Annotated in this window: 18 protein-coding genes; 4 read left to right on the top strand and 14 right to left on the bottom strand. The window is 65.0% G+C overall.

Features of this window, described 5'->3' with window-relative positions:
* The 13 genes from ACE3SN_RS04330 to ACE3SN_RS04390 all read right to left on the bottom strand — a co-directional run.
* Positions 1-1,955: EAL domain-containing protein (locus ACE3SN_RS04330; RefSeq protein WP_374527828.1), on the bottom strand; the 1,955-nt coding region annotated here is incomplete at its 3' end.
* A 144-nt stretch (positions 1,956-2,099) separates the two neighbouring features.
* Positions 2,100-3,995, bottom strand: coding sequence for an XrtA/PEP-CTERM system amidotransferase (locus tag ACE3SN_RS04335; protein WP_374527829.1), 1,896 nt, complete (start codon positions 3,993-3,995; stop codon positions 2,100-2,102).
* Between the two features lie 11 nt (positions 3,996-4,006).
* Complete coding sequence (gene xrtA / locus ACE3SN_RS04340; protein ID WP_374527831.1) at positions 4,007-5,560, bottom strand: exosortase A; 1,554 nt, start codon at positions 5,558-5,560, stop codon at positions 4,007-4,009.
* Positions 5,550-6,791: a TIGR03087 family PEP-CTERM/XrtA system glycosyltransferase gene (locus tag ACE3SN_RS04345; RefSeq protein ID WP_374527833.1), complete on the bottom strand. Its 1,242-nt coding sequence runs from the start codon at positions 6,789-6,791 to the stop codon at positions 5,550-5,552. Before ACE3SN_RS04345 ends, xrtA begins: the two co-directional genes overlap by 11 nt.
* 9 nt (positions 6,792-6,800) lie before the next feature.
* The gene (locus ACE3SN_RS04350) at positions 6,801-7,877 is read right to left on the bottom strand and encodes a FemAB family XrtA/PEP-CTERM system-associated protein (RefSeq protein ID WP_374527835.1); all 1,077 of its coding nucleotides are present in this window, start codon (positions 7,875-7,877) and stop codon (positions 6,801-6,803) included.
* On the bottom strand, positions 7,874-8,743 hold the full coding sequence (locus ACE3SN_RS04355; protein ID WP_374527837.1) for an XrtA system polysaccharide deacetylase: 870 nt from the start codon (positions 8,741-8,743) through the stop codon (positions 7,874-7,876). The genes ACE3SN_RS04350 and ACE3SN_RS04355 overlap by 4 nt, the downstream gene beginning before the upstream one ends.
* A 22-nt stretch (positions 8,744-8,765) precedes the next feature.
* The gene (locus ACE3SN_RS04360) at positions 8,766-9,956 is read right to left on the bottom strand and encodes an XrtA/PEP-CTERM system-associated ATPase (RefSeq protein ID WP_374527838.1); all 1,191 of its coding nucleotides are present in this window, start codon (positions 9,954-9,956) and stop codon (positions 8,766-8,768) included.
* Positions 9,957-9,976: 20 nt separating this feature from the next.
* Entirely contained in the window at positions 9,977-11,707 is a 1,731-nt protein-coding gene (locus tag ACE3SN_RS04365) for a preprotein translocase subunit YajC (RefSeq protein ID WP_374527840.1), read from the bottom strand.
* A complete protein-coding gene (locus ACE3SN_RS04370; protein WP_374527842.1) occupies positions 11,704-12,828 on the bottom strand; it encodes an AAA family ATPase in 1,125 nt (374 codons plus the stop codon). Before ACE3SN_RS04370 ends, ACE3SN_RS04365 begins: the two co-directional genes overlap by 4 nt.
* Positions 12,829-12,838: 10 nt before the next feature.
* Positions 12,839-14,365 (bottom strand): XrtA system polysaccharide chain length determinant, encoded by a 1,527-nt coding sequence (locus ACE3SN_RS04375; RefSeq protein WP_374527844.1) that lies wholly within the window; start codon positions 14,363-14,365, stop codon positions 12,839-12,841.
* A 22-nt stretch (positions 14,366-14,387) separates the two neighbouring features.
* The gene (locus ACE3SN_RS04380; protein WP_374527845.1) at positions 14,388-15,032 is read right to left on the bottom strand and encodes an XrtA/PEP-CTERM system exopolysaccharide export protein; all 645 of its coding nucleotides are present in this window, start codon (positions 15,030-15,032) and stop codon (positions 14,388-14,390) included.
* Positions 15,033-15,198: 166 nt separating this feature from the next.
* A complete protein-coding gene (locus ACE3SN_RS04385) occupies positions 15,199-16,425 on the bottom strand; it encodes a pyridoxal-dependent decarboxylase, exosortase A system-associated (RefSeq protein WP_374527848.1) in 1,227 nt (408 codons plus the stop codon).
* Positions 16,422-17,945 carry an acyl-CoA ligase (AMP-forming), exosortase A system-associated gene (locus ACE3SN_RS04390; RefSeq protein ID WP_374527850.1) on the bottom strand — a complete coding sequence of 508 codons (1,524 nt, stop codon included), beginning with the start codon at positions 17,943-17,945 and terminating at the stop codon, positions 16,422-16,424. The genes ACE3SN_RS04385 and ACE3SN_RS04390 overlap by 4 nt, the downstream gene beginning before the upstream one ends.
* 71 nt (positions 17,946-18,016) lie before the next feature.
* On the opposite strand from ACE3SN_RS04390, the gene ACE3SN_RS04395 reads away from it, so the two are divergent.
* From ACE3SN_RS04395 to ACE3SN_RS04410, 4 genes are read left to right on the top strand one after another with little or no spacing between them, the layout of a single operon-like run.
* Complete coding sequence (locus ACE3SN_RS04395) at positions 18,017-18,985, top strand: GNAT family N-acetyltransferase (RefSeq protein WP_374527852.1); 969 nt, start codon at positions 18,017-18,019, stop codon at positions 18,983-18,985.
* A 35-nt stretch (positions 18,986-19,020) separates the two neighbouring features.
* Positions 19,021-19,281, top strand: a complete 261-nt coding sequence (locus ACE3SN_RS04400) for an acyl carrier protein (RefSeq protein ID WP_374527853.1) — start codon at positions 19,021-19,023, stop codon at positions 19,279-19,281.
* Positions 19,278-19,961 carry a hypothetical protein gene (locus ACE3SN_RS04405; protein WP_374527855.1) on the top strand — a complete coding sequence of 228 codons (684 nt, stop codon included), beginning with the start codon at positions 19,278-19,280 and terminating at the stop codon, positions 19,959-19,961. The genes ACE3SN_RS04400 and ACE3SN_RS04405 overlap by 4 nt, the downstream gene beginning before the upstream one ends.
* Entirely contained in the window at positions 19,958-20,773 is an 816-nt protein-coding gene (locus tag ACE3SN_RS04410; protein WP_374527857.1) for a hydrolase 1, exosortase A system-associated, read from the top strand. Before ACE3SN_RS04405 ends, ACE3SN_RS04410 begins: the two co-directional genes overlap by 4 nt.
* 3 nt (positions 20,774-20,776) lie before the next feature.
* Here the strand turns inward: ACE3SN_RS04410 and trxB are convergent, their stop codons facing one another.
* Positions 20,777-21,727 carry a thioredoxin-disulfide reductase gene (gene trxB, locus ACE3SN_RS04415; protein ID WP_374527859.1) on the bottom strand — a complete coding sequence of 317 codons (951 nt, stop codon included), beginning with the start codon at positions 21,725-21,727 and terminating at the stop codon, positions 20,777-20,779.
* Between the last annotated feature and the right edge of the window lie 52 nt (positions 21,728-21,779).

A 21,779-nucleotide genomic window follows, 5' to 3' on the forward strand; every position in this document is an offset into this window, starting at 1 on the left:
AAGCCCATGGTCCGCAGCGCGGCCAGATTGCGCTTGGCCTGTTCGCGATTGGCCATGCTGAAGGTTTCGGTCACTTCAAACGTGATCAGCGAACAATCGCGCAGGCCGCGTTCGCGAACGATGTCGGAAACCCGATGGACCAGTGCGGGATGATCGACCATCCGCGCCGAGAGATTGACGCTGATCTGGAATGGGCCGGCAACCCGGTTGAGCTCTTCGAGCATGCTGATGGACTTTTCGAGCACCCAGAAGGTGATTGCCTCGATCCGCCCGGCGCGCTCGGCCTGCAGGATGAAGGCATCCGGCGGGATCACGCCGCGCACCGGATCGTTCCAGCGGATCAGCGCCTCTGCGCCGGAGAAGCGGCGATTGCGGAAATCGTACTGCGGTTGAAGGGCAAGCCAGATATCGCCGTTGCGCAATCCTTCGTCGATCCGGGCGTGGAGCGACAATTCCCAGGGCGACTGGGCCAGGCGTTGCTCGTTGAACTCTTCATACAGCTTGCCTTTGCCCTGGGCCTCGTTCGCGCTGGCCAGGGCTGACTGGATCCGGCTGATCGGCTTGCTGTCGATATTGCGATCCACACCGAAATGGACGGTCGTATCGAGAACATGGCCGCCGATCACCAGCGGGGAAGAAAACAGGGCGCGCAGACCTTCAAGGTGTTCGATCAGTCCGTCGAGCGTCTTCGATTCTTCGAGCCAGACAAAATGGCCATTGTCGTTATCGAAGATTTGCCGGTCGCCCGCACCAAGCGATAGGCGCCGGGCAATCTGGCGGGCGCATTCGCCGTGAAGTTCGCGCGGCAGGCTCGCCATCATCTGCTCGTATTGGCTGACGGAGACGGCAACGACGTCCTGCGTGCGGTCAATCGACTGCGTCGACATCGCGGCGATGTTGGGCAGACCGGAGGCGCTGCTGGTCAGTTGCACCCGACTGCGCCACTTTTGCGAGCTGCGCAGCGGAGCATAGAGCAGCAATGCCGCGAAAGTCGGACCGATACTCAGGACAAAGGCGTGCTCACGAAGATATCCGGGCAGCAGGATCGCAACGACGACGAACCCGGCATAGAGCATCACCTTGTATCGGCGCCGGGTCAGGCGGGTGCCGAAGTACATTGCGAGGGCAAAACACGCGATCCCGGGCAGCCAACCCAGGTTGATCGAATTGCCGCGGCTCGCACTGCGCATGCCCGAGTAATCGACCAGCGCCGCCGGTGCAGATTCCACCCCAAAGCCAAAATAGCCGAGTGCCGTATCCAGCGATGAATTGGTATTGGTGACGAAGACCAGTCGGCCCGCCAGGGCGTCTGGTCCAACCTTGCCGTTCAGCACGTCCCGGGCGGAAATTACGCGGACCGAATGCAAGTCGAACCTTGGATCGGGATAAACCGTACCGCCGCTGAACCGCGGCGATCGCATGGTCACCGCAACGGCTGGCAGAAACGCCCCGTCGATCAGTTGGCTGCTCTCGGTCTTTTCCGCATAGCCCAGGAAGTTCACGTCCCACGCCGAAACCGCCTGCTTGACGCCATAGGGCACACCGAAGTCTGACGGCAAGGGAATGGACTTGTTCAGACCGCTGCGAACCTGGCTGCGGCGGACCATTGTCAACCCGTCGCCAAAGTTTCCGATGGCGGTCCGCAAGGCGGCGTCGCCCTGGACATTATCGCCGGAAATCTGCGGAAAATCGAAAAACACGTGTTGCGGCCGCGCGGATCCGATCAGGCCGAGCAACTTCGCTTGCTGGGCGGTAGAGCTGGCAACGGACGCTTCGCTAAGGGCGACGCCGTTATCGAGCGAAATTACTACAGCGTTGTTGGTTTCGATCTGGGCGCGGTTCTTGAACCAGACATTCCAGTAGATGTGGTCAAACGCCTGAAGCGACTGCGTGAGCACACCCAGCACCACGATGGCCAGGGTGACATACAGAGGCGATTTCAGAAGTTTGCGCATTAATCCATGATTTTGGCGTTCGAACCCAACGGCTCTACGCGCGCAATGGTTAAGTTTGCTTGAAGCACGGCCCCGTAGCGCAAGGCAAAAGCCCAGCATTCAAGCCGATTCGCCGCCGCCGACGTAGTGGCGAGTTGGTTACCGTCAGACGATTGCGAGACGGATCAATGACTTGTCCAGCATCAGCAGTTGCCACAACAGCCGGGAATGATCGGACCGGCCCGAAATATGGGCTTCTGCGATATCTCCAAGCCGCCGCGTATCGAACCAGCCGGTGCGGGCCAGCGAGGTGCTGGAGGAAATCGCCCGGGCCGCTCCGGCAAGCGGTCCGCGGAACCAATCGGCGATCGGCGTCACGAAACCCTGCTTCTGCCGATAGAGTATCTCATCGGGCAGATAGCGACGCATGGCCTTCTTCATCAGCCACTTCCCCTGTCCGCGCTTCAGGCGCAGCCCTTCTGGCAGCGTTGCGGCGAATTCGATCAGACGGTGATCGAGCAGCGGCTCGCGCGCTTCGAGGCTGACCGCCATGCTGGTGCGATCGACCTTGGTCAGGATATCGCCCGGCAGCCAAAACCTGAGGTCGGCATATTGCGCCCGGTCAAGCCCGGATCGGGCTGGCGCGCTTCGCATCATCGCCTCGAACGGCTGTTCGGCGCGGTATTCCCCGCGCTCGCGCAGAAAATCTGGCGAATACAGCGTCTGACGCAATTCCGGAGGGGTCACGCCGATCGCGCGGGCATAGCCCTGTTCGCTGCTCCCGGCGAGGGCCAGCAGGGTGGACTTCGCCCGCAACGGCCGGGGTGCCCAGTCCGCCTTGGGATAGATCGCGCCAAGTCCGCCAAAGACCGGACCACGAAGCGATTGCGGCAGGATCGCGCGTAGCCGGTCCTCGCCGTGCTGGAAGGCATGGCGCCGATAGCCGGCCAGCGCCTCGTCCGCCCCATCGCCAGACAGGGCGACGGTAACGGTCTCGCGCGCCAGTTGGCAGACCCGCCAGGTCGGCAAGGCAGAGGCATCGGCGAACGGTTCGTCGAACATTGCCGCAAGATCGTCGGCATGATCGAAATCGTCGGGCGATACGGTGCGCGCGCGGTGATCTGTGGCAAAGCGCCGCGCCACCTGATCAGCGTAGGACGTTTCATCGAGGCCCGCGACATCGAAGCCGATCGAGCATGTCTTCACCGGTGCGCCGCTGGCTTCGGCCATCAGGGCAACCACGCTGGAGCTGTCGACCCCGCCCGACAGGAACGCGCCAAGCGGCACGTCGGCCACCATCCGCGAAGACACCGCCTGGCGAAGCAGGTGCAGCAGTTCTGCCTCAAGGTCGGCAGCACGGCCCTTGCGGCGTTCAGCGAAGGACACGTCCCACCATTGGTTCGGCGCTGGCAGCGCCCTGTCGTGGCGCAGCAACAGGCTAGAGCCCGCCGGGAGCTTGTGCACCCCGGTCAGAATCGAACGGTGATCCGGCACATAACCCCAGGCGAGGTAATCCTCGATCGCCAGCGGATCGACCTCGCGCCGCAGCAAGGGGTGAGCGATCAGGCCCTTGAGTTCCGACGCAAAGATCAGGCTGCCGTCACTTAGCGCCGCATAGAACAGCGGCTTAACCCCAAGCCGGTCGCGCGCCAGGAACAGGCTGCGGGCCTCAAGATCGTAGATTGCGAATGCGAACATGCCATGCAGGCGCGAGACGCATTGGGGCCCCCAGCGCTGCCACGCGGCAATGATCACTTCGCTGTCGCCGTCGGTGTGGAACATCGCGCCGCCAGCGCGGAGTTCCTCGCGCAATTCGCGGTAATTGTAGATCTCGCCATTGAAGACCAGCATCACCCGCCCGTCGCTGGATGCCATCGGCTGGGGCGATCCGGCTACGTCGATGATCGAGAGGCGGCGATGCCCAAGCCCCACGCCCGGCGCGGTCCAGATGCCGTGACCATCGGGCCCGCGGTGCGCCATGGCGTCGCACATCCGCTCGATCCGTGCAGGATCGACCGGCTTGGGGGTCGAGAGATGATAGAGACCGGCGATTCCGCACATATTTGAGTGACCTAGCGGACCTTCCCGATCTGGTCCATCCACGCACCGAGGTTGCCGACGGAGGAAGCAAAAGTGGCAATTGCGGCACCTGCGGGATGCCCCTGGCGCTGTTCGGCCGAAATGATCAGCATCATCGTCGGGCGCTCGCGCAGCAGCACCCGGTCGGCGATGTTGACCAGCTTGAGCCGGGCATTGCTGCCGCTGAGGAGGTTGCCGCTGCGATACCAGGTGCAGGCAAACCGCTCCACCGCCCCGCCCCAGCGCAGCCGCTCGGACTTCGCGTTGCCCAGTTCGGGGCCCGGACCCGCCCAATTCCATTCGGTATAGGCCTGCAAGGCCCCTTCCCCGAAACCCCCTGCCTCCTTGCCTTCGTCCTGCGATGAATAGAGCGCGTAGAACACATCGACCCGGTTCCCGTCCGCATCGGCATAAGAGCCAAGCAGGCGATGATCGGCGCCGCTTGCGCGCGGATGCCACGGCGCGCTTGGCGTATAGTCGACCCGGTGCCAGCCTGGGACGTCCGGCAGGTAGATCTGCGGCGGCACCGCCGCGATCAGCCGGTCCGCTGCGCGCGCCCAGCCTTGCGTGCCCAGCACCATGACGCCAAGCGCGACAACCGCTGCGAGCGTACCGATCCGCTTGCTGGCAAGGCGGGCAAGTCGCGGGTCTGCGCCAATCGCATCCGCGTCGATGATCGGATCGTCGACCGCGCGATCGAAGTAGCGCCATGACAGGCCAAGAACCGCCGCGATGACCAGCGCGAAAAAGATCCAGCCATAGATGATGTGATCGATCCCGCCGGCCCGTTCTGCGCCGACGTATTGCGCGACATAGATCGTCCCCCAGGCGCGGATCCCGTTGGTCACGATCGGGGCAACGACGCACAGTGCCATGAAGGCGATGCGGCGCTTCCAGCTGCGGAAGCAGACATTGCCGACCAGCGCGCCAAGCGCGACCATGGCAATCAGGAACTTCACGCCCGAACAGGCTTCCGCGACCAGGAACAGCCCGGCCGGGGTATCGATGAACACCCCGTCGATATTGGCCGGAACATTGCTCAACTGCACCAGCCAGATCGTCAGGTGCGCGGTAATCATCTGTAGCGGCGGCACCAGCTCCTCGCCGAACGGCACCATGAAGGCGGCATAGCACAGCGGGAAGATCAGCCCCGCCCCAACGCGCGGCCCAAGCACCAGCAGGACCGAAGCAGGAAGCATCGCAATCGCGCCCGCCTGCCGGAACAGGTTGAAACCCGCCATTGCGCCGAGCATCCACAGCACCAATGCCGCCCCTAGCGCTAGCAGCCCCGGCCACCACGCCTCTGGCTCAAGCTTGCGCAGCTGCGGCAGGCGCAGCCAGACCAGCCAGCCGACGATCGGCGGCACCAGAAGTTCATGGTTGTAGGTCGATGAATTCCACCATTGGTCGAGGATCTCCGCCCAGTCGCGCGCGAACAACAAGAGCAGCGCAAGCCAGCATCCGCCAAGCCGGATCAGCGCATCGCGCCACGGCGCTGCGCTCTCGGCGTCATGGATTGGTGCCTCAAGCGCGAGGTCAGGCGGCATGGCGCGCCGCAGCGGGTTCAAGCCCCAGCATGGCCGCAAGCGGCGCCAGCGTGGCAGGCCAGCTCAGCTCGTCGATCACAAAACGGCGCGCGGCGCGGCCCATTTCGGCGGCCTGCTCGCTCCGTTCAAGCAGCGACAGGCAGCCTTGCACCAGCGCCGCATCGTCCATTGCGGCCAGATAGTGCAGACCGTTCACCCCGCCGATGCCGGTCGCAGCGCCATCGCTGAGCACGGCAGGCAGGCCCATTGCCATCGCCTCAAGCACCTTGTTCTGGACCCCGCGGGCGATCTCCAATGGCACCAGCGCGAGGTCGGCGGCGGCCAGCCATTCGCGAATATCGGGCACGCCGCCCCAGACATGGGCTCCGCCCTTGCCGTGACAGGCCAGCAGGTCCGCCGGCGGATTGCGGCCAACGACGTGGAAACTCGCCCCCGGATGGACCTGGCGGATCACCGGCAGCAGCCGCTCGATCGCGCGCCTGGCGGCGGCGATGTTCGGGGCATAGTCCATCTGCCCGGTAAAGATCAGACGCGGCCCCGGACAAGCGCGCATATCCTGCGCTGGTTCGACCAACTGCCGGTCAAAGAAATCCGCATCGATCCCGTTGCGCAGGGCGCGAACTTCGCGGGTGACGGCCAGTTCGGGCGAAAGGCGTGCCCGGAACAGCGCGGCTTCCTCGTCCGAGACGAGCAGCGTGACATCCGAGCGCGCCGCGAGCCGCGCTTCCTCCATGCCAAGCTTGCGCCCCTCGCGCGCGTTGACCCAGCGCATCGGCAAGTGACCGGCGGCGGCATAGGCCTCGAACTTGGCGGAATCGACATCGACACAGTCGAACACCACGCGGCCAGCAAAGTTCGCGGGCACATATTGGCCCATCTGCCCGGAAAAGACATAGATCGCCCCAATCGGGCGTTCGCGCAAGATCCTTGCGACGTAGTCCCTGATCGCCGGACTGTCGAACGCCGTCAGGCTGATCGGCTTGCCCGTGACAACGGCCTCAAGCCCGGCCAGCGGCAAAGGTTTGCTGCGCCTGATCAGGCAGTGGCTCGCCGCGACTTGCGCAAGGTTGCCCGCTTCGGCCAGATCGGCCGCATCGTCGGCAAAGCTGGCAACATGGACCGGGGCAAGCGCCGCCAGATGTCGCAGCACGTGATGCGAGCGGATCTTGTCGCCCCGGTTGGGCGGGAACGGCACCCGGTGGGCCAGGAAAAGGATCTCTTGCCCGGGCATGACCATACCTCAGCCCAGACCGCGTGCGATCAGCGGCCCGATCAGATTGGCGATCGGCAGCGGCAGGCGTTTCCACAGTTCGATCCGGGCCGCGTGCTTGGCGCTGGTCGGGTCGGCGTCGCGCGCCTCAGCCCCGGACGCCGTCCAGCTGGCATAGCCGAGCGGCTGCGGTTCGAACCCCCAGTTGCGTTTGAAGTCATAGGGGCCGCTGCCGGTCTTCGATCGGCCGAAATCGAACCGATCGCAGCCGCGCCGCCGGGCGTGGAGCATCAGTTCGAAATACATCCGGTCATTGGCGCGCAGCCGCCGCGCTGCGTATGTGCCCCCACCCCAATAGGGCATGACCGCGCCCGCGTGGTAGAGCGAGAGCACGCTCGCCACCGGCACGCCGCCGTCACGTATGGTCAGGATGTCAGCGTCTTCACCAAAGGCATCAAGCACTTCATCGAACAGGAGGCGCGGGAAAACCGGGGTGCCGAGATTGCGCACGCTGGTCGCATAAACGGCATAGTGCGCCGCGCGGTCGCCCTCGCCCCGCCCGATTTCCACCGTCATATCACCCGCCAGCCCCTTGCGCACTTCGGCGCGCTGCTTGCGCGGGATCCAGGCCAGCTGCGCTTCGTCATCGGCAGCCAGCGGCGCGACGAAGCCGCAGTGGGAATCGTGGCGCACCTTCCAGCCCGTCCGCCCCTCTGGCAGAGGCCCGCCGCGCAGTTCGATCGTCGGGCAGGACCGGCGCTGAGCCAGTTCTTCAAGACCTGCAAACAACTGGCCGGCGTCGCGCGGATCATCGAGCAGCAAGCCCCCGCCGACCCCAAATCCGCTTGACACCAGAACCCGTCCGAACAGCGGCGAGCCGACCTCGATCAGCGGAACGTAGCCAACCAGTTCGCCATGCCGCTCGGCCAGCAGTGCGCAGGCGCGGTTGCCGGTGCCGCGCGCGGCGGCGACCAGCCAGGCCGGACGGTGGAAGGGCGTTCCCTCGGCATGGCGCGCGACATAGCCCTCGATCCGGCGCAGGTCTTCCGCGTCGGCAAAATCGGCTTCGCGCAGCGCAAGACGCTGGGGATGGAAGGGCGCATTCATGCCGCCATCTCCACCGCCTGCTGAGCTTCGCGGTGTGCCAGGATGTCCATTCTACCCCAGGCGAAATCGCCCAGCAGCAGCTTGAGTTTGTCGGCCATCACTTCAAGGTTGGTGTAATGCCGCAGCTTCGAGCGAAGCGGTGCATTGGGTACGCGCGGCTGCTCCGGATCGACTTCCCAGGGGTGGAAATAGAACACCGCCGGTCGGCCATCCTGCTGGTTCACTTGCCGGATCGCCCAGCGCGAAAAACGGTATGGCAGAACGCGAAAGAACCCGCCCCCGCCCGCTGCCAGCCTGCGTCCGACAAACTGCGCGGTCGTCACCGGGATTTCAATCAACGGGGACCACGGCAGCGGCCGAAAGGCAAAGCGCGGTGCATCGCGCCAGCCATAATGATCGTGCACCACCGGAGCGACGCTCGAACTATAGGTATAGCCCTGCTCGGCCAGTTCCATATAGGCCCACGGCGTACGCTGGTCGATCGAGAAGCTGGGCGCGCGGTAACCCTTGATCGGCACCCCGGCCGCGTCTTCCAGTGCCTTGCGGCTGCGCGCAAGGTCCGCGCCGAATTCGGCCCGGTCCATCCGGAACACGCGGGCATGGTCCCAGCCATGGCTGGCCAGTTCGTGCCCGGCTGCGACGATCCGGCGCATCAGCGGTCCGTGGCGCTGCGCCACCCAGCCCAGTGTGAAGAAGGTGCCGCGCACGTCGGCGGCGGCGAACAGATCGAGGATCAGGGCGCAGTTGCGCTCGACCCGGTCGGACAGCGAATCCCAGCTGTCCCGGTCGATCACCCCTTCGAAGGCGCCGACCTGGAACCAGTCTTCAACGTCGACCGAAAGGCCATTGACCACAGGTGACGACACGGCGTTTCGCCTCCTGGCGAGATCAGGCGGCGGCGCGCTGGGCGTCGTCGGATTCGATCCATTCGATGAGCATGGTCAGCGTCTGGCGGATCGTCCGTTCCTGTTCGATCATCTTGGCCTCAAGTCCGGCGAACTTCGCTTCGAGTTCGGCCATGGCTTCGTCACGCCCGGCCGGAACGACCGGCGTGGCATCGCGCTCGTTGGCAAGTTCGATCACGGCCTGCTGCAGTTCGACGATCTGGGCGTCGCGCTCGGCCAGCATCGCCTGGAGTTCGGCCATGACCACGGCATCGACCGGAACCACCGGCGCGGGCGCGGCAGCTGCGAATTCCTGCGGAACAGCCGCGGCGACCGGGGCAGGCTCGGCAGCCTTGCGCTCGGGGCGCTTGAGCTGCAGCGTGCCGTCGAGTTCAAGCTCTTCGAGCACCTGGCTGAGCATCGCTCCGTCAATCCGGCTGCGCTGTTCAACCGCGCCCAGCAGCATCAGGCGGTTGCAGATCTGGTTGATCCGGCGCGGCACGCCGCCCGTGGCCTCGAACAGCTCTGTGAACACGCGCTGGTCGAATTGCGGATTGCCGGTCCAGCCCACGCACTTCAGGCGGTGTTCGATGTAGGGCTGGACTTCGCCCAGTTCCATCGCCTCGAGGTGGTGCGCCGCGATCACGCGCTGGCGCAGCTGTTCAAGCTGCGGGTGATCCTGGATCGTGTCGCGGAATTCGGGCTGGCCCAGCAGCAGGGTCTGCAGCAGCGGGTGCGCGCCAAGCTGGAAGTTGGAGAGCATGCGCAGTTCTTCCAGCGCATCGATCCCCAGGTTCTGGCTTTCGTCGACCACCAGCAGGCAGCGGCGGCCCGCACGGGCTTCGTCGTGCAGAAAGGCTTCGATCGCGCCCAATGCGCTGGCCTTGTCATGCCCGTCGACGATCAGGCCGAACGCCTGCGCGACGACATGCACCAGTTCCTCGCCGTCGAGCTTGCTGGTGACGATCTGCGCGGCGGTCAGGCGGGCCGGATCGATCGTGGCCATCAGGTGCGCGACCAGGGTCGATTTACCTGCGCCCACTTCACCGGTGACCACCACGAAGCCTTCGCCCTGGGCCAGGCCATAGGAGAGATAGGACAGCGCCTTGCGGTGCGTCAGGCTCTCGAAATAGAAGGTCGGATCCGGCGTGAGCTGGAAAGGGCGACCGGTCAGCCCGTAAAAGTCGTTGAACATCGCGTCTTGCTCCACACAGCTCAGAAGGAATACCGCACGCCAACCATGGCCTGCGCAGTCCAGATATCGTCTAGCACGTCACGGTTGACGTTTTCTGTACCCACCGCGGCGGTCGCGGTGAGGTGATCGGTGATCGAACGGTAGTAGGCAGCGGTTGCCCCAACAGCCACGACATCGCCAGTCGAGGCATCTCCGCTTTGGTACCAGTTGGCGAAGACATTAGTGCCAAAGCTGGAATTGCGGTCGATCCGGCCATTGAGATAGGCTGAAACCCAGTAGTTTTCGTCGATCACACCATTGGCCAGCGCGAGCACGGTGCCGGGTGCGGCCACGAACTTGCGGCGATCGTAACCGGCGCCGATGCCATACTGCAGGCGGCTGCCCGATACGCCATAGGTGGCCATGATACCGCGCGAGCGGAATACCGACGAACGCACCGAACCCAGCGCATTGCCGAAGCACGTGCCTTGCCCGGCGCCGACGCTGCCCTGGCTGGCAACGCAGCTGCCGATATCGCCGGTCAGCGGATTGCGCAGTGCCTGGAACTCGGTCGGCAGATTCGACAGCGAGTTGTTGAGCATCCCGCCAAATCCGGTGATGTTGTCATAGACCGAAACGTTGAAGCTGGTGTGATCGCTTGGCGCGTAAGCAAAGCTGCCATAATAGCTGGTCGAGCCATAACGCCGGCCAACGTGGGCTTCGAGCGCTGTGCGCTTGCTTGGGCGCCACAGCACGCCGGCATCCCAGATCAGGCCTTCGCTGTGGAAGGCAATCTGGCGCGGGGCCGACTTGTCGGTGACATAGCGTCCGTCGCTGCCGATCACCGGTGCTCCGGTGACGGGATCGCGCACCGCATCGCGGCTTGAAATCGTCACGTCCTCGTACCCGATCCCACCAACCAGCGCGACGTCGGTGCCGACCGGGAGGGTGATATCGGCGCGGGCGTGCTTGTCTTCAACGCGCTGATCGAGATTGGAGACATCTTCGCGATACCAGCCCGCACCAACCCCGACCCCGACCGGCAACAGAGTGCCCGCGCGCGTCCCGGCATGGATTTCGGCGTTGTGCACCACCGAATCGTCGAACACGTCGATCGCGCTCTGCCCGGGGGCGAGCACCAGCGACTTGGGCGCTTCGACGCGGGTATAGCCAAGCCGGTAATGCCCGTTGATCGCCACATCGCCCGCATGAGTGGTCAGCGAAGGTCCGGCATAAAACGAATAGATCTGGCTGATCGAATTGCCGAGATCGACTCCGCTGACGGTTGAGCCGGTGTTCTCCACACTCATGCGCGAGGCGAGCGCGCCGGCCTCGAGGCTGAGGGTATGCGGCACGACCGCGACCGACATGCGGGCCACGCCGCTGATCACGTCGCTGTCAGTGGTCTTCTTGCCCCAGCCAAACCGGCGTTCATAACGCACCGAGGCAGAGCCTTGCGAATTGCGGCCCGTGATCGAGGCGTCGATCCCGGCGGCGAGCGTGGTGTAAGTCAGCACATCGCTGCCCGGCGAAAGCTCCGCCAGCGCGACCTGCTGCGCTTCGATATAGGGCGTGATCTTGACCTTGCCCGTGTGCTTGGCAAGCGGAACCGAAGCGGCGATGCCATCATCGCCAGCACTGTCGTCGCCGCCGTCCTCGCCGGACATATCGCCATAGGGCAGCGCCTGGGCGTGAACGGCATGGGGCGAAAGCACCGCACAGGCAGCGGCCAGCGCGGCCAGGCTTGAAGAGAGGCGCGACACCATGGTCATCCCCCGTAACCGTAATAGGAGCCGAAGCGGCGGCCGCTCGGGCTGAAATGGACTGCATTGAGCAGCAGCTGGATGTTCGGGCAGCCCGCCAACAGCGAGATCGCGTCTTCTAGCGCGCCCTGCGCGGTCTTGTCCGCACGCGCGACCAGCACCGCCTGCCCGACATACTTGGCAAGTTCCGCGGCAGGAGAAGCCGCGAGGGCCGGCGGGCTGTCGAAAATGACGATACGATTGGGCGCACCCTGGGTCAGACGGTCCAGCACGCCACGCGTACGCGAACTGGAAAGGTATTCGCTGTCCGAATTGGTGGCATTGCCGGCAGGCAACACCCACAGGCCGGAAATGTCGGTGCCGATCACGCAGTCGGCCACGTCGAGTTCCGGATCGGCCAGCGCGTCCATCAGGCCGCGACCGCCCGGTATTCCGAGCATCGAGAGCACTGAAGGCTTCGCGAAGTCGGCATCGACCAGCAAGACTTCGCTTTCCTTTTCGGCCGCAATCGCCAGCGCGAGGTTGACCGAGGTAAAGCTCTTGCCCTCGCCCGGGTGCGGCGAGCAGATCAGGATGCGCTGGGCGGCTGCGCCCATGCCTTGCTGGGCAAGCTGCGATGCGTTGAGCAGCAGCTGCCGCTTGACGATGCGAAACTCTTCAAGCAGCGCGGTAACGCTGCCTTCGGGCACGATCAGGCCCTGGTCACGCAGATGCTGGCGATTGACGGTGTGGCGCGGACCGGAAAACACAACTGGCGACACAGCGGGGACCGCCGCATCCTGCACGGCGGGAAGCTGGCTCGGCGCAGCGGAAACCGGTTCCGGCGCTGGCGCTACAACTTCGGGCACGACCACTTCGGGACGCGGGGTTCCGGATTCCGGTGCGACGCTGGCTTCTGCCGAAGGCGCCGTTTCGGGCTCCGCCACCGGAGTCACTTGGGCATCCTCGACCACTTCTTCGGCCCGGCGGTAGCGCCGGCGCTGCTTGACCGGCGGCACCAGGTCTTCCGGAATCGGCGCGGGCGACAGCTTGACGAGGTCATAGTTGCGGACCACGCGCTCGATCAGCGTTGCGGGCTTTTCGGCCTCGTCCTCGCTCTGCGGCAGGGGAATCTTGCTCTGTTCGGTCATGGCTATCCCCTCAGGCCACCATGCCGCGCTGGACGTATTCGACCACCAGCAGCAGGATGAAAAGTCCGCCGAGCGCGCCCGAAGCGGCGATGAAGTACTTCATGTGCTTGGCGCGCAGTTCGCGCCCGGCATCGGTCACGGCGTTCGAAATCGCGCCCAGGACGGGAAGGCCGATCGCCCGCTCAAGTTTGGCCGTTGTCGTGAAGGTCGAACGCAGCTGACCCAGGGCAAAGGCGGCGGCGGCACCGGCACCCAGACCAATCACCAGCACGCCGAACAGCAACAGCGGGCGGTTCGGTGCAATCGGCGCACGGGGTGTGGTTGGCGGATCGATCACGTCGAATTTGACCGCACTCTGCTCGGTCTCGACCGAACCGCGCAGGCGCAGCTCCTCGCGGTCCTGCAGCAACTTGTCATACTGCCCCTTGAGCACGTCGTAATCACGGTTGATGCGCTGGTACTCGGCCGCAAGCTGCGGGTTCGAGATCTGCAGCGAGGTGATGCGGCTAATGTCGCCCTGCACCGAAGCGCGCCGCGCCATCAGGGCCTGGACATTGGCCTGGCGTTCCGCCTTGATCGACTGGAGCGAGGTATAAGCCGGGTTCGGCACCCCGCCCCCGCCGTTAGCCGCTTCGGCCTGGGCGGCCGGACGCAGCGCCGCGACCTGGTTCTTCGCCGCGATCACATCGGGATGGTTCTCGGTCAGGCCGCGGGCGCGCAGCGAAGCCAGATCGGACTGCGCCTGCGCCAGCGCCGCGCGGGCGCCACCGGTCGGCCCCGCACCCGGCAGGGTCGGCGGCGTACCGGCCAGCTGGCCGTTGATTGCCGCCAGCGCGCTCTGCGCGGCGGCAAGGTCGGCGTCGATCGTGCGCAGATCGCTGCGCAGGGTCTCCAGCTTCTGCAAAGTCGTCACGCCACCCTGAACGAGATCCGGGTTCTGGGCTTCGAAGGCCAGGCGCTTCTGTTCGGCGGTTTCCAGCTCCTTCTGGCGCTGGGCCAGCTGCTGGTCCATGAAATCCAGCGACTGGCTCATTTCGCCGCGGTTTCCGGCGAGATTCTCCTCGCGGAAAATGTCGATCAGGGTAACGACGATGTCCTGCGCAAGCTTGGCGTTCTTGGGATCAGAATAACCACCATCGCCATAGCTGGCGGTAATTTCGAACAGGTTGTCCTGCGTCGCCTCGACCTTGATCCGCTTGCCCAGGCTGAGCACGGCCATTTCCATCTGCTTGGGCGTCTTCACGTCTTCGCCAATGGCGGTGCGGCGGATCACCTTCTCGAGGTTGACCGCGCTGGTCAGGGTCTGGCGCACCCGGTCGATGTCGCTCTTGCGGTCGCCCCGGCCGATGCCGATCTGATCGGACAGGACGTTGTCGAGCTGAACGTAGATACGCGCCTTCGATTCATAGCTGTTGGGCACCATCGCCACGACCAGCCAGCCGAGCAGGCACACGCCCCAGGCCACGCCCAGCGCCAGCCAGCGCCGATGCCAGACCGAGAAGAGCGCCGCGCGCAATTCGTCGTAAAGGTTGTTCATCGCGGTGTCCCCGGACCCTTCCTCAGAACGAGCTTTCGGGGATGATGATCACGTCGCCAGGCATCAGCATGACGTTGGCCTTGCTATCACCCTTCTTGAGCAGATCGCCCAGGCGCACCGAATATTCCTTCTGGGTGCCGGTCTCCTTGTCGAAACGGACCAGCTTGGCGCGGTTCCCCGCGGCATATTCAGAAAGACCGCCGACCGCGATCATCGCGTCAAGCAGCGTCATGTTGGCGCGGTAGGGGATCGAGGCGGGCTTTTCAGTGGCGCCAACGATCCGTACCTGCTGGCTGTAGGTGCCGGCGAACTTGTTCACGATCACCGAGACCAGCGGGTCCTGGATGTACTGCGAAAGCTGGAGCTTGATGTCTTCGGCCAGCATCGAGGGCGTCTTGCCCACGGCCGGCATGTCGGTGATCAGCGGCGTGGTGATGCGCCCGTCAGGCCGCACCTGCACTTTCGCGCCAAGTTCCGGATTGCGCCAGACGAAGATGGTCAGCTCGTCGAGCGGACCGATGACGTATTCTTCACCGGGGCCTTCCTGCATCGCCACGAAACTGGCGGGTGGAAGCTGCGGACCGCTCCCGGCTCCGGCGCAACCGGCCAGCGCAAGACTGGCAATGGCGCTGCTCGCTAGCAGGCGTGAAAAGCGGTTGAACGGCATCAGGCATATCCTTCGAAAGCGCCGCGCCGCCGCTGTGGGCATGCCCTTCCCGCACGAAGGCCCGGCTATTCAGGCTCCGCTATCGACAAGAAGGGTGAATATTACGTTAGCCTTGTTGCCCCAATTACGGGGCAGTCCCAAGCCGGGACAGCGACTTGATGAATGATTAAACCAGCATTTCCAGCGCCGGCCCTTGCCCAAGGAAAGCTGCGGGACTGGCGGTGGCGCCATAGGCCCCGGCGCAGAACACCGCGACCAGATCGCCCGGTTCGGCCACAGGAAAACCGCCCTTGTCGGCCAGCCGGTCAAGCGGAGTGCACAGGCAGCCCACGACGCTCGCTTCCTCGGCCAGTTCGGCGTCAAAGCGCGATGCAATCGCCACCGGATAATTGCGACGCACGACGGTGCCGAAATTGCCAGAGGCGGCAAGCTGGTGATGCAGCCCCCCATCGACGATCAGGAAAACCTCGCCGTGGCTGATCTTCCGGTCGATGATTTCGGTGAGATAAACGCCTGATTCGCCAACGAGATAGCGACCGAGTTCGACGCAGAATGCCGTATCGGCAATGGCGGCAGGCAGACGCTCGAATTGTTCCGACAGCGCAGCGCCGACCGCTTCGAGATCAAGCGGAATGTCGCCCGGAAAATAGGGAATGCCGAAACCTCCGCCCAGATTACAGTGCGGCAGCGGCGCGCCGATCTGGTCGGTCAGCCGGGCGGCCAGGGCCAGGGTCTGCGCCTGCGTATCGGCAATCGCCGCAGCGTCGAGTGCCTGACTCCCGGCGAAGATGTGGAACCCCCGCCACGCGGCGCCGGCCGCGATGACGTGGCGGGCGAGCGCCGGCACCCGGTCCGCATCGAGCCCGAACTGCTTGGCACCGCCGCCCATTTTCATGCCCGACCCCTTGAGATCGAAATCCGGATTGACCCGGATCGCGATCCGCGGCGCGATCCCGAGCCGTTCGCCAATGGCCAGCGCCCGGGCGGCTTCGGTTTCGGATTCGCAGTTGATCGTAACCCCTTGTGAAACGGCTGATTCAAGCTCTGCGATGCGCTTGCCAGGCCCGGCGAAGCTGATCGCCCGCGCGTCGATCCCAGCAGCCGTCACGAGCCCAAGCTCCCCGCCCGAGGCAATGTCGAAGCCATCGACCAGTGTGCTCATCAGCGACAGGAGCGGTCCGAACGGGTTGGCCTTCACCGCATAGTGCAACGCCAGTCGGTCGGGCAGTGCCGCGCGCAATCGCGCCACGCGCTGGCGGATCAGGTCGGCGCTGTAGACGAACAGCGGGGTGCCTCCTGCCTCGGCCACAAGTTCAGACGCCTTGCGTCCCGCTATCGCGAGTTCGCCGTCGATGGCGGCAAAGCCAGCCGGAACCGGGCCGAGCGGCTTCATGCCACCAGCTCCGCGAACAGCGCCGTCCGGTCAATCTTCCCATTGGGCGAAATCGGCATGGCGGCTTTCCAGTGTATGACCTTGGGCTGCATGAAATTTGGCAATTCTTGCATAAGGATACGTGGCAGTTCTTCTTCCGCGCCTGAAGTTCCCGGTACGGCACGCACGACGAGGTGCACGGCCTGGCCCAGGCGCGGATCGGGGATGCCGAGTGCAACCACTTCCGCCACCAGCCCCGTCGCCAGCGCGGCCTCCTCGATCTCTTGCGGGCTGATGCGGTTGCCGGCGCTCTTGATCATCGCATCGCGGCGACCGACGAAATAGAGCAGCCCCTCGGCGTCACGCCTCACCCGGTCCCCGGACCACACCGCCATTCCGCCATAGCGCGAGCCCTGCGGTGCCGGCTTGAAACGCTCGGCAGTGCGTTCCGCGTCTTGCCAATAGCCTTGCGCGACCAACGGCCCGCAGTGGACGAGTTCGCCCTCCTCGCCATCGGCGGTCTCTTGGCCGTCGTCGCCGATCACCAGGATTTCGGCATGGGGAATGGCCTTGCCCATCGAGGTCGGATGACTGTCGATCAATGCGGGATCGAGGAAGGTGGAGCGAAAAGCCTCGGTAAGACCATACATCGCGAACAGCCGCGCCTGCGGGAACAGGGCGCGCAGACGCTTTACAAGGTCAACCGTCAGGGCACCGCCGCTATTGGTCAGGCGGCGCAGCTTGCCAGCAGTTTCGGCAGGCCATTCCAGCTCCGCCAATTGCACCCACAGCGGCGGCACGGCAGCTAGCGTGGTGACGCCATGGCGCTCGATCGCCTTCACGACGTCGCGCGGGGTCAGGTAATCGAGCGGAACTGCGCTCGCCCCGGCGTACCAGTGCGAGAGGAGCTGGTTCTGCCCGTAATCGAATGACAGCGGCAGCACCGCCAAGGCGCGGTCGTCGGCTTGCAATCCAAGGTAACTCGCGACGCTTTCGGCTCCGAGCCACATATTGGCATGGCTCAGCATCACGCCCTTGGGCTTGCCGGTCGAGCCGCTGGTATAGAGGATAGCCGCCAGGTCATCGGGATCCGCATCAGAAGCCCCAAGCCCCAGCGCTTCGGCAGCGCCAAGCAGTACGTCATTTTCGGCAACAACCCGGCACTCGGTGGGCACGTTGCCTTCTTCCAGCGTGGCCAGCCGCGCAGGCGTGCCCATCAGTAGCCGCGCTCCGCTGTCGGCCAGGATATGGGCGACCTGCGCGTGTTTCAGCAGCGGGTTGATCGGCACATGGACCAGCCCCGCACGGGCGGCGGCAAGTGGCAGCAGGCAGGTGAGTTCGCCCTTGGCGGCCCAGGTCGCCACGCGCGCGCGCCGTTCCGGCACCTGCGCCCTAAGCCAGCCCGCCAGGCGAGCGACACGATCCCTTAAGTCCTTGTAGCTAAGAACACCTTCGCGCAGCACGAGCGCGGGGGCTTCATCCGCCCCGGTCAGGGCCAGATGGTCCAGTGGCCGGATTGTGGTTTCGGGCACTGCGCGCACGGGTAAAAAGCACTCCAACAGGGAACTTAAGCGGTTTGGTTAGCGTTGCATATCACGCTGGTGTTAAGGAAGTGCAAGGCGATCCGCACCTTTTCGCGCTGCTCTCTGCGCATGCCCGTTCTGCACCGTTCGACCGCGCCGAATGGCTGGATCTGCTGGCGCGGCACTGCGGGATCGAACCGACAATTGCGGTTGCCAGCGATGGTGAACGCCGCGCCGTGCTTGCTCTTTCCGGTTCCGGACACCTGCGCAGCGCAGCCAACTGGTACAGCTTTCGCACCCGTCCGCTGCTGAGCGAAGGCGGCGACGGACTGCTGGTTGCCCTCGCCCGCGATCTGAAGGACCGTGCATGGCGCGTCACGCTCAACCCGCTGCCCGATGAGGACGGTTCCGCCAGCAAGCTCGAACAGGCCTTCACGGCCGCCGGGTGGGTGGTTGCGCGACAGCAGTGCGACGTGAACCATGTGCTTGCAGTCGGCGGGCGCAGTTATTCCGAATTCCTTGCCGGACGCCCGGGACAGTTGCGCACCACGCTGAAACGCAAGGCCGGCAAGGTGCGCGTTGTGCTGCTCGACCGTTTCGATCCTGCCGCCTGGGACGCCTACGAAGCGATCTACGCCGCCAGTTGGAAGCCCGACGAAGGATCGCCCGGATTCCTGCGCGCCTTTGCCGAGGCCGAAGGCGCGGCCGGGAGGCTGCGTATGGCGTTCGCCTATGCCGCAGACCGCCCGGTCGCCGCGCAGTTCTGGACCGTGGAAGGCGGCGCCGCCTTCATCCACAAGCTTGCCCATGTCGATGACGCCAAGCCACTGTCCCCCGGCACCACGCTGTCCGCCGCGCTGTTCGAACAGGTGATCGACCGCGATAAGGTTGAACTGGTCGATTTCGGCACTGGCAACGATGGCTACAAGCGTGACTGGATGGAACAGGTGCGTCCCCGCTTCCGGCTCGATTGCCTCAATCCGGCCACGCCCCGGGCCTGGCCCCATATCGCGCGAGCGATGTTCCACCGCCTTGCCCATGGGGCGCAGGCTGACTAAGGCCGCGGGAAAAGAAGATGAATGGATGCCAAATCATGTCTAGCGATACCGACCGAAAGCTGCGCCAGATCCTGACCGACGTGCTTGGCCTCAAGCCGGGTCAGGCGGAAGGCTTCGCTGCGGATACCGGCCTGTTCGGTCACCTGCCGGAACTCGATTCCATGGCGGTAGCGGGGCTGCTCACCGAAATGGAGGACCGGCTCGACATCGTCATCGAGGACGAAGACCTCGATGGTGAACTTCTGGCCACCTATGGCGGGCTGCTGGCCTATGCGGAGGCGAAGCGCGGCCAGTGATCCAGACGAACGGATACCCCTGCCCCCTGCCCGGCGGCGCGGCGGCGCAGGAATACGCGCTGGGCTTCGATGCGGGTCGCGAGTGCCGGCTGCTTGTCATACCCGCCCTGTTCGACGAAGCGAACCGGCTGCGACGGCTTACCGTTGAAGTGATGCGGCGGCTCGATGGTGCAGGTATCGACAGCTTCCTGCCCGACCTGCCCGGCACCAACGAAAGCAAGCGCGACCTTTCCGGCATCGAGGCCGAGGACTGGGCCATGGCGGCCGAAGCTGCCGCGCGCCATTTCGAGGCGACCCATGTGCTGGCGATCCGGGGCGGCGCGTTGCTTGTGCCCAAGGGGCTGCGGAGCTGGCACTATGCGCCGACCAAGGGCGCGAGCATCCTGCGCACCATGCTTCGCGCCCGCGTGCTCTCCGCGCGCGAGGCGGGCCGCGAGGAAACCGTCGACGGACTGCTCGCCGAAGGGCTGGAACAGGGGCTGGAACTCGCAGGCTACCGCCTTAGTGCGGAAATGATCCGCCAGCTTCAGGCGCTCGCCCCGGTCGCCGCGCCGGGAACCAGCCTGATCGAACAGGACATGGTCGGCGGCAGCGGTCTGTGGCTGCGCGCCGAACCCGATGAAAGCCCGGATCAAGCCGATGCACTGGCCGCCATTGTCACGATGGGGATCGCGGCATGAGCAGGCGCCATTTCACCTTCAAGTGCGGCGGATACGATCTGGCCGCATCGCTCGACACGGCGCGTGCAAGCACCGGCCTGCTGATCGTCAGTGGCGGCAACGAACTGCGCAGCGGCCCCTGGGGCAGCCAGGCGCAAATGGCCGAGCGGATTGCTGCGGCGGGTTTTCCGGTGATGCGCTTCGACCGGCGCGGCGTGGGTGACAGCGCGGGCGAGAATGGCACGTTCACTTCGAGCGCGCCCGATATCGCCGCCGCCGTGCGCGCGTTTCGCGCTCACCTTCCGACGCTCAGGCGGATCGTTGCCTATGGCAACTGCGATGCCGCATCGGCGCTGATGCTGGCCAGGGGCGAAGGGATCGACGCGCTGGTGCTCGCCAATCCCTGGACCTTCGACCCGGCGCCGCAGCCTGAAGCCGAAAGCGCTCCGGTGGAAGCAGCTCCCGCCATGCCGCCATCGGTACTGCGCAAGCATTACCTCAAACGCCTGACCGACCCGCGGGCAATCTGGCGGTTGCTGACGGGCAAGGTCGAAGTGGGCAAGCTGACCGCCAGCCTTGTCGACGCGGCGAAGGCCGATGCCCCGCCATCTTCGCTCGCGCAGCAGATGGCCGATGGGATCGCTGGATTTGCCGGCCCGGTTCACCTGCTCATCGCGGGGAATGACCGCACGGGTCAGGCATTCGTGGCCACCTGGGACAAGCACGACCCGCGCATCCGCACCTGCCCGGATGCGACGCACAGCTTTGTCGAGCCGCAAGCGCGGATCTGGCTGCAAGGCCAGATCCTAGGCGTGCTGCGCAGCTTCGACTAAGGCTTACTTGCGGGCAAGAAACTCGCGCTCGGCCACGAAGCGTTCGGCATCGAGCGCGGCCATGCAGCCGGTGCCCGCTGCCGTTACGGCCTGGCGATAGGTGTGATCCATCACGTCGCCGCAGGCAAACACGCCGGGGATCGCGGTCTTTGGCGTACCGGGCTCGACGATGAGGTAGCCCCCGGCATCGAGTTCGAGCTTGCCCTTGAACAGGTCGGTCGAAGGCGCGTGGCCGATGGCCACAAAGGCGCCGTCGGTTGGCTCGACCGAGCTTGCGCCCGTTACCGTGTCAGTCAGCGCAACGCCGGTCAGCCCGGTGTCGCCGCCGACAAAGTGATCGACCGCCTTGTTCCACAACACCTTGATGTTCGGGTGCGCGAGCAGGCGATCCTGCAGGATCTTTTCCGCACGCAGCGAATCGCGGCGGTGGATCAGGGTCACGTCCTGCGAGTGGTTGGTGAGATATAGAGCTTCTTCAACGGCGGTATTGCCGCCGCCGATCACCACCACCTTCTTGCCGCGATAGAAGAACCCATCGCAGGTCGCACAGGCCGAAACGCCCTTGCCCGAAAGCTCCTGCTCACCCGGAACACCCAGCCAGCGTGCCTGTGCGCCGGTCGCAATTACCAGTGTTTCGCCTTCGTAGATATCGCCACTGTCACCGATGGCCCGGAACGGCGGGCCGGAAAGGTCAACCTCGACAATCGTGTCCCACAACATGCGCGTGCCGACGTGTTCGGCCTGGGCCTGCATTTCCTGCATCAGCCAAGGGCCCTGAATCACATCGCGAAATCCGGGATAGTTTTCGACATCCGTAGTGATGGTGAGCTGGCCACCGGGCTGGAGCCCCTGGACGACGATCGGCTGAAGCCCGGCGCGCGCGCCATAGATCGCGGCGGATAGGCCGGCTGGACCGGAGCCGATGATCAACATGCGCGTGGTGTGGGTGGCCATGAATATCTCCGCAATGACGGCGCTTTGAAGGGGTTGTCGGCACATAGGTTGC

The sequence above is a fragment of the Novosphingobium sp. genome (assembly GCF_041915465.1).
In the GTDB taxonomy this organism is placed as follows: domain Bacteria; phylum Pseudomonadota; class Alphaproteobacteria; order Sphingomonadales; family Sphingomonadaceae; genus Novosphingobium.